Origin of the sequence: Streptomyces sp. NPDC058663 (genome assembly GCF_042716745.1) — a bacterium.
In the GTDB taxonomy this organism is placed as follows: domain Bacteria; phylum Actinomycetota; class Actinomycetes; order Streptomycetales; family Streptomycetaceae; genus Streptomyces.
Genome location: NZ_JBHXRV010000017.1, coordinates 43,986 through 52,616 on the forward strand (window position 1 = coordinate 43,986; position 8,631 = coordinate 52,616).

Here is an 8,631-nt window from a genome sequence, read left to right on the forward strand (position 1 = left end):
CATTAGTAATACTGCAACCTCCTGAAGCGCTGATAACTGCAAAGTTCAGCCCCGTCAGCCCCGTGATTTTTTGGCCCATGTGCTCTGACCTGCGGTTTCTTCACGGGGCTGAACGGGGCTGAAAACGGGGCGGGGCTGAACCGCGGGCTTCGGCCCCGCCTCACAGCCCCGCGGGGCCTCCTCCGGGTGCTCCTGCTGTTCGACGGCAGAACGTCTGGTCGCACGCCTATAGGGCCGAGATAGGCCGCGTCGGAATCCTCCGCTCGGAGCATCGCGCCGTCCCGGGACGCGACGCCCGCCGTGGTCCGCATTGGCACACCGTTTTGGGAGCGTGAGTCGGTTGGCACTTTCCGAGGTTCAGAATGACGTCTGCCTGCCTGTCACCGCCGCGCAGCTCGGTGTGTGGGTGGCGCAGCGACTGGAGCCGGAGAGCCCGCTCTACCAGTGCGCCGTGCACTTCGACTCGCCGCCGCTGGACACCGGCGTGCTGCGCCGGGCGGTCGTGCGCGCGGTGGCCGAGACGGCCACCCTGCGCTCCCGGTTCGGCGACGACGGCGAGGTCTTCCAGGTCGTCAGGTCCGAGGTCGACGACTCCCTCGACCTCGTCGACCTGCGGGCCGAGGACGACCCCGAGGCCGCCGCGCAGGCCTGGATGGACCGCGACCTGGCGACCGTGCCCGACCTCGGCGAGGACACCCTCTTCCGGCACGCCCTGCTGATCCTCAGCCACGACCGGCACTTCCTGTACCTGCGCTACCACCACATCGTGCTGGACGGCTTCGGCCAGACCCGTTACCTGGACCGGCTCGCCCGCATCTACACCGCCCTCCTCGCGGGCGAGGAGCCGCCCGCCCCCCGCCACCACGAGCTCGGCAAGCTCGTCGCCGAGGAGAGCGCCTACCGGGACTCCGCCCACCACGGCAGCGACCGCGACTTCCTCCTGGAGCGCCTCGCCGGGGCCGAGGAGCGCCAGTCCCTCGCCGACCGCGCCGCCGGTGCGGCCCCCCGCGCGCTGCGCCTGCACGTCGACCTGACGCCCGCCCTGACGGCCGCGCTGAACGCCGCCGGGCACTGGCCGGCCGTCATCGCCGCCGCCACCGCCGTCTACCACCACCGCCTGCTGTCCGCCGAGGACATCGTGCTGGGCATCCCGCTGGCGGCCCGCCGCACCCCCGCCGCACTGAGCACCCCCACGATGCTCGCCAACGACCTGCCGCTGCGGCTGACGGTCACCCCCGGCGCCACCTTCACCGAACTGGTCGCCGCCACCCGCGCCGAACTCGGCGCCATGCTGCGGGTCCAGCGCTTCCGCCGCGAGGACCTGCACCAGGCCCGCGACCTCACCGGCACCGACGGCGCCATGTTCGGCACCGCCGTCAACGCCATGTCCTTCGACACCCGGGCCCGCTTCGGCGACGTGGTCGCCACCGCCCGGCAGCTGTCCAACGGACCCGTCGCCGACCTCGCCCTGGCCACCCACGGCGACCCCGCAACGGGCGCCGTACGCCTGGAGTTCGCCGCCAACCCCGCCCTGTACACCCCGCAGGCGCTCCGCGCCCACCAGGAGCGCTTCCTGACCCTGCTGGGCGCCCTCACCGACGCCCCCGACGCCCCGGTCGGCCGGGCCGGCCTGTTCGGCGACGCGACCGCCCGGCAGCTGCTGCACGGCCCCAACGACACCGCGGGCGACGTCCCAGGCCCCCTCGTCGAGCTGTTCGAGCAGCGGGCCGCCGCCACCCCCGACGCCGTCGCCCTGTGCGCCGAGGAAACCCTCACGTACGCCGAACTCGACGCGCGCGCCAACCGGCTCGCCCGCCTCCTGGCCGCCCGCGGCATCGGCCCCGAGCAGCTGGTCGGCGTCGCCCTGCCCCGCACCACGGGACTCGTCGTCACCCTGCTCGCCGTCCTCAAGACCGGCGGCGCCTACCTGCCGATCGACCCCGAACACCCCGCCGACCGCACGGCGATGATCCTCGACGACGCCCGCCCCGGCCTCCTCGTCACCACCACGGGCCACCCGGTTCCGCCGGACGTCCCCACCCTCCGCCTCGACGCCACCGACCTGTCCGAGGGCGACGCGGGCCCGCTCGACCGCCCCCAGGACGGCCGCAGCACCGCCTACGTCATCTACACCTCCGGCTCCACCGGCCGCCCCAAGGGCGTCGCCCTGGAGCGCGCCGCCATGGACAACTTCCTGGCCGCGATGGCCCGCGCGGTCCCCGTCGGCGCGTCGGACCGGCTGCTCGCCGTCACCACGGTCAGCTTCGACATCGCCGTACTGGAGATCTTCCAGCCCCTGCTGGCCGGTGCGCGGGTCGTCCTGGCCAGCCGCGAGGAGGTCCTGGACCCGGACGCCCTGCGGGCCGTCGTCGAGCGCGAGCGCATCACCGTCGTGCAGGCCACCCCCAGCCTCTGGCAGGCGCTCGTCGACAACCGCCCCGAGGTCTTCGCCGGGGTACGGGTCCTGACCGGCGGCGAGGCCCTCCCGCAGTCCCTGGCGGGCACCCTGGCCGCCCACGCCGCGGGCGTCACCAACATGTACGGCCCGACCGAGACCACCGTCTGGTCGATGACCGCCCCCGTCGACGGCGGCCCCGTCTCGCTCGGCGCCCCGATCCTCAACACCCAGGTGTACGTGCTCGACGCCGCGCTGCGCCCGGTCCCCGCCGGATACAGCGGCGAGCTCTACATCGCCGGGGACGGCGTCGCCCGCGGCTACCGCGGCAGGCCCGCGCTGACCGCCGAACGGTTCGTGGCCAACCCGTACGGAGCGGGCCGCATCTACCGCACCGGCGACCTGGTCCGCGTCGAGGACAACGGCTCCTTCACCTTCGTCTCCCGCCTCGACCACCAGGTCAAGATCCGCGGCTTCCGCATCGAACTCGGCGACATCGAGGCAGCGCTGCTCTCCCACCCGCCCGTCGAGCGGGCCGCCGTCCTGATGCGCGAGGACCGCCCCGGAGACAAGCGGCTGGTCGCGTACGTGGTCTCCGCGGAGGGCGACACCCCCGCCCTCCGCGCCCACCTCGCCGAACGCCTCCCCGAGTACATGGTGCCGGGCGCCGTGGTCGTGCTGGACGCACTGCCGCTGACCCCCAACAAGAAGCTCGACCGGCGCGCCCTGCCCGCCCCCGTACGGGTCTCGCTGCCCGGCGGGCGGGCCCCGCGCACCCCGCTGGAGGCACAGCTGTGCGCCCTCTACGCGCAGGTGCTCGGACTGGAATCGGTCACCGTCGACGACGACTTCTTCGTCCTGGGCGGCAACTCGCTCTCCGCCACCCGGGTCGTCGCGCACGCCGCCCGCGCCGGGCTCATCGTGCCGGTCCGCGACGTCTTCCGGATGCGCACCGTCGCCCGCCTCGCCGCCGCCTGCACCACCGCCCCCGACGGCACACCGGGGGCGGCCCTGCCCGAGCTGCCCGCGCCGCTGCCCGCCGCCGAACTCGCCGCCCTGCTCGCCGGCCCCGGCATCCAGGAGGTGCTGCCGCTCACCCCGCTCCAGGAGGGCCTGGTGGTGCACAGCGCCACCGCCGCGGCCGACGGCGACCTCTACACCGTGCACCTCTCCCTCGACCTCGGCGGCGACGTGGACGCCGGGCGGCTGCGCACCGCCCTCGACACCGTCCTCACCCGCCACCCCGTGCTGCGCTCCTCGATCGCCCACGAGGGCCTGAGCCGCCCGGTCCTGCTCGTCCGCGAGCGGGCCGAAGTCCCCTGGACCCACCACGACCTGCGCGGCCGCACCGAGGACCTCGACGCCGTACTGCGCGCGGAGGCCGAAGCCCCCTTCGACCTCGCCGCCGCACCGCTGGTGCGGGCCGCCCTCGTCCGGCTGGACGACGGACACCGGCTCGCGGTGACCTGCCACCACCTCGTCCTCGACGGCTGGTCGGTGCCGGTCCTGCTCGGCGAGATGCTGCGCGCCTACGGGGGCGTCGACCTGGGCCCCGCACCCCGCCCCTACCGCGACCACCTGCGCTGGCTGGCCGGACACGACCACGAGGCCTCCGCCGCCGCCTGGGGCGAGGCCCTGGCAGGCCTGCGGCCCACCCTCGTCGGAGCACAGGAGAGCGCGCCGGGCGCCGGCCGCGCCCCCGACACCGTACGGATCGAGCGCGCCCTGGACGCCCCCACCACCCGCGCCCTGGAGCACGCCGCCCGCACCCTGGGCGTCACCACCAGCAGCCTGGTGCAGGCCGCCTGGGCGGTCGCCCTGCGCGAGCTGACCGGCCGCGACGACGTCGTCTTCGGCATCACCGTCGCGGGCCGCCCCGCGGACGTGCCCCAGGTGGCCGACATGGCCGGGCTGTTCGTCAACACCGTGCCGCTGCGGGCCCGCCCGGCCGCCGCCCGCACCCTCGCCGAGCTCGCCCGCGCCGTCCAGGACGACGGCGCGGAACTGCTGGCCCACCAGTACCTGCCGCTCGTCGAGATCCAGCGCTCCGCCGGAGTGACCGCCCTCTTCGACACCCTGGTCGCCTTCCAGAACTACCCCGTGGACCGGGACGCGCTCGAGAGCACGGCCCGCGACAGCGGACTCGTGGTCGGCGGCGCCGACGTCCGGGACGCCACCCACTACCCGCTCACCCTCACCGCCGTACCCGGCGAGCAGCTGACCGCCCGGCTCGCCTGCCGCCCCCACCTCTTCGACCCCGCCGCCGCCGAGGCGCTCCTGGACCGGTTCACCGGCACGCTCGCCCAGCTGGCCGGCGCCCCCGGCACCCCCGTCGGCGACCTGGTGCCCGACGCCGCGGGAAGCGCCCGCCAGGACACGGCGGACCTGGTGGAGCTGCGCGGCTTCCGGTTCGACCCCGCCGACGTCGAGGCCGCACTGACGGCGCGCCCCGGCGTGGTCCGCGCCGTGGCGACCGTCCGCGAGGACACCCCCGGCGAGCGCCGCCTGGTCGGCTACGTCGTCCCCCGCCGCGGCACCACCACGGACCCGGCCGCACTGCGCGACGCCCTCGCCGACACCCTGCCGGACTACATGGTGCCGTCCGTGCTGGTCACCCTGGACACCCTGCCCACCGCCCCCGGCGGCGGCGTCGACCGCAGGGCCCTGCCCGTACCCGTGATCGCGGGCACCGCCGCCAGGGAGCCCGCCACCCCCACGCAGGAACTCCTCTGCGCGCTCTACGCCGAGGCGCTCGGCCTGCAGACGGTCGGCGTCGACGAGGACTTCTTCGCCCTCGGCGGCGACAGCGTCCTCGGCTTCCGCCTGCTGGCCCGCGCCCGCAACCGGGGCATCTCCTTCAGCTTCCGCGACATGTTCGCGCTGCGCACCGTGGCCGCACTGGCCGAGGCCTGCGTGCCCTACGAGCAGCCCGAAGCCCACCGCATCGCCCTGCCCGTCCCCGCCGAGGAGGCCGCGCGGCTGGCCGCCGGGCCCGGCGTCGAGGCGGTGCTGCCGGTCGCCCCCAACCAGGAGGGCCTGCTCTTCCACCACGCCTTCGACGACGCCGACCCGTACACCCTCCAGATCGTGCTGGACTTCGCACGGCCCCTGGACGCCGGGCGGCTGAGCGGCGCCCTGGACCGGCTGCTGCTGCGGCACGAGGCGCTGCGCGCGGGCTTCTCCACCACCGAGAACCAGCAGTGGGTGCAGCTCGTCCACACGGCCCCCGCCGTGCCGGTCCGCGAGGCCGACGCCGCCGACGACGCGGCGTTCGCCGCCCTGCTCGACGAGGACAAGGCCACCCGCTTCGACCTGACGAGCCCCCCGCTGGTGCGGGCGGCGGCCGTACGCCGCGCGGACGGCACCGGATCCCTGGTCCTGACGGTGCATCACATCGTCGCCGACGGCTGGTCACTGCCGATCATCGCCCGCGACCTCTTCGCGGAGTACGCGGCCGGCGCACCCGCCACGGCCGGGAGCACCCCGGCCCCGGCGCCCGCCGCCCCCACCGGCGCCCGCTACCGCGACCACCTCGGCTGGCTCGGCGCCACCGGCACCGAGGCATCGCTGGAGGTCTGGCGCACCGCCCTCGCGGAGGTGACCGAACCCCTGCGGATCGGCGAGCAGCGCGCGGGCCACCCGGGCCACGCCGGTCAGCCCGTACGCCGCGACCACGTGCTGAGCAGCCGGGAGACGGCAGCGCTCACCGCCACCGCCCGCTCCTGCGGCGTCACCGTGAACACCCTGGTCCAGGCCGCCTGGGCGATCGTGCTGCGCGCTCTGACCGGCCGGGACGAGACCCTGTTCGGCATCACCGTCGCGGGCCGCCCCGCCGACCTGCCGGGCTCCGGCGACCTCGTCGGCCTCTTCATCAACACCGTGCCGCTCGCCCTGCGCCTCGACGCCCGCGAAAGCCTCGGCGACCTCGCCGTACGGCTGGGCCGCGAGCAGTCCGCGGTCATGGACCACCAGCACGTCGCGCTGCGCGACATCCAGCGCGCGGCCGGCCTGGGCGAACTCTTCGACACCTCGCTCAGCTTCGAGAACTACCCGCTGGACCGGGACGCCATCACCGCCTCCGCGAACGCCGCCGGCCTGGAACTCACCGACGCCAAGGTCCGCGACGGCAGCCACTTCGCCATCAACGTCGTCGTCGAGCCCGGCGAGGAACTGCGCTTGCGCGTACGCCACCAGGCGCACCTGGTGGACGAGGAGACCGCACACGACGCGGGCGCCGAACTGCTCGCCGCCCTGCGCACGTTCGCCGCCGCACCCGCCACCGTGCTGGGCCGCCTGGGAGGCGCCCCCGCCGACGGACGGCGCGCCGCCCTTAAGGCCTGGAACCCGCCGCAGAGCGACCCGTCGCCGTCGGTCACCCTGCCCAGGATGTTCGCCGCGCAGGCCGCGCGCACCCCCCACGCGCGGGCCGTGCTCGCGGGCGGCGAAGCCCTGACGTACCGTCAGCTGGACCGCCGTTCGCACGCCCTCGCCGCCGAGCTGACCGCCCGCGGGGCGGGCCCCGGCAGCCTCGTCGCGGTCATGCTGCCGCGCTCGGTGGACCTGATGGTCGCCCTGCTCGCCGTGCTCAAGTCCGGTGCCGCCTACGTGCCGGTGGACCCCTCCTACCCGGCCGAGCGGATCGCCGTGATCCTCGCCGACGCCGCCCCCGCCCTGGTCGTCGCGGCCGACGGGGAGCTGGTGCCGGGCGGCCTGGAGACCGTGCGCCCCACCGCCGCCGAGTCCGACGGGGTGGACAGCCTCGAACCCCGCCCGGGGGACGCCGCGTACGTCATCTTCACCTCGGGCTCCACCGGCCGCCCCAAGGGCGTGGTCGTCGAACACCGGGCCCTCGGCGCCTACCTGCGCAGGGCCGCCGCCGCCTACCCGGACGCGGCCGGCCTCTCCCTCGCCCACACCTCCGTCTCCTTCGACCTCACCGTCACCTGCCTGCTCACCCCGCTGACCGCCGGCGGCTGCGTCCACCTCGCCGAGATCCCGGACGCCGTCGGCGCCGAGCGCCCCACCTTCCTCAAGGGCACCCCCAGCCACCTGCGCCTCCTCGACACCCTGGGCGAGGAGGTGTCCCCGACCGGGACCCTGGTGCTCGGCGGCGAGGCCCTGCGCGGCGAGATGCTCGCCGGCTGGCGGGCCGCCCACCCCGGCGCGACCGTCATCAACGCCTACGGCCCGACCGAGGCCACCGTCAACGCCATGGAGTTCCGCATCGAGCCCGGCGAGCAGGTCGCGGACGGCCCCGTCCCGATCGGCCGTCCCTTCCCGTACGCCCGGGTGTACGTCCTGGACAGCGGCCTGCGGCCGGTACGCCCCGGCGCCCGCGGCGAGCTCTACCTCGCGGGCGAGGGCCTGGCCCGCGGCTACCTCCGGATGCCCGGCCAGAGCTCGCAGCGCTTCGTGGCCGACCCCTACGGCCGCCCCGGCACCCGCATGTACCGCACCGGCGACCTGGCCCGCCAGCGCCCGGACGGCACGGTGGAGTACCTCGGCCGCGTCGACGACCAGGTCAAGGTCCGCGGCTTCCGCATCGAGCTCGGCGAGATAGAGGCCGCGGCCGGCACCGTCCCCGGGGTCCGGCGCGCCGCCGCCGCCGTGCGCGGCACCGCAGCCGAACCCCGCCTGGTCGGCTACCTGGAGGCACCCGACGGCGTGGACACCGCCGCCGTCGAGGCTAGGCTGCGCGAGACGCTGCCCGCGTACATGGTGCCCGCCGCGTTCGTGGTGCTCGACGCACTGCCGCTGACCCCCAACGGCAAGGTCGACCGCGCCGCCCTGCCCGAACCGGCCCTCGTCGCCGGCACGGCCGCCCGCACCGCAGCGACCGCCCTGGAGGAGCGCCTCCTCGGTCTGTTCCGGCAGGTCCTCGGACGCGAGGACGTGGGCACGGGGGACGACTTCTTCGGCCTGGGCGGCGACAGCATCATGTCGATCCAGCTGGTGGGGCGTGCCCGTGCGGCGGGCTTGCGGTTCTCGGCGCGGCACGTCTTCGAGCACCGTACGGTCGCCCGCCTGGCCGCCGCGCTCGGCGAGGACACCGCCGGCAGCCCGCTGGAGGAGCGCCTCCTGGGCCTGTTCCGGCAGGTCCTCGGACGTCAGGACGTGGGCGCGGGGGACGACTTCTTCGCTCTGGGCGGCGACAGCATCATGTCGATCCAGCTGGTGGGGCGTGCCCGTGCGGCGGGCTTGCGGTTCTCGGCGCGGCACGTCTTCGAGCACCGTAC

Annotated in this window: 1 protein-coding gene; it reads left to right on the forward strand. The window is 75.4% G+C overall.

Annotated elements, in window-relative coordinates; all coding sequences use genetic code 11:
- Positions 1-340 precede the first annotated feature (340 nt).
- A partial coding sequence (locus ACFWVV_RS14930) for an amino acid adenylation domain-containing protein (RefSeq protein WP_384422699.1) occupies positions 341-8,631 on the forward strand: 8,291 nt, incomplete at its 3' end.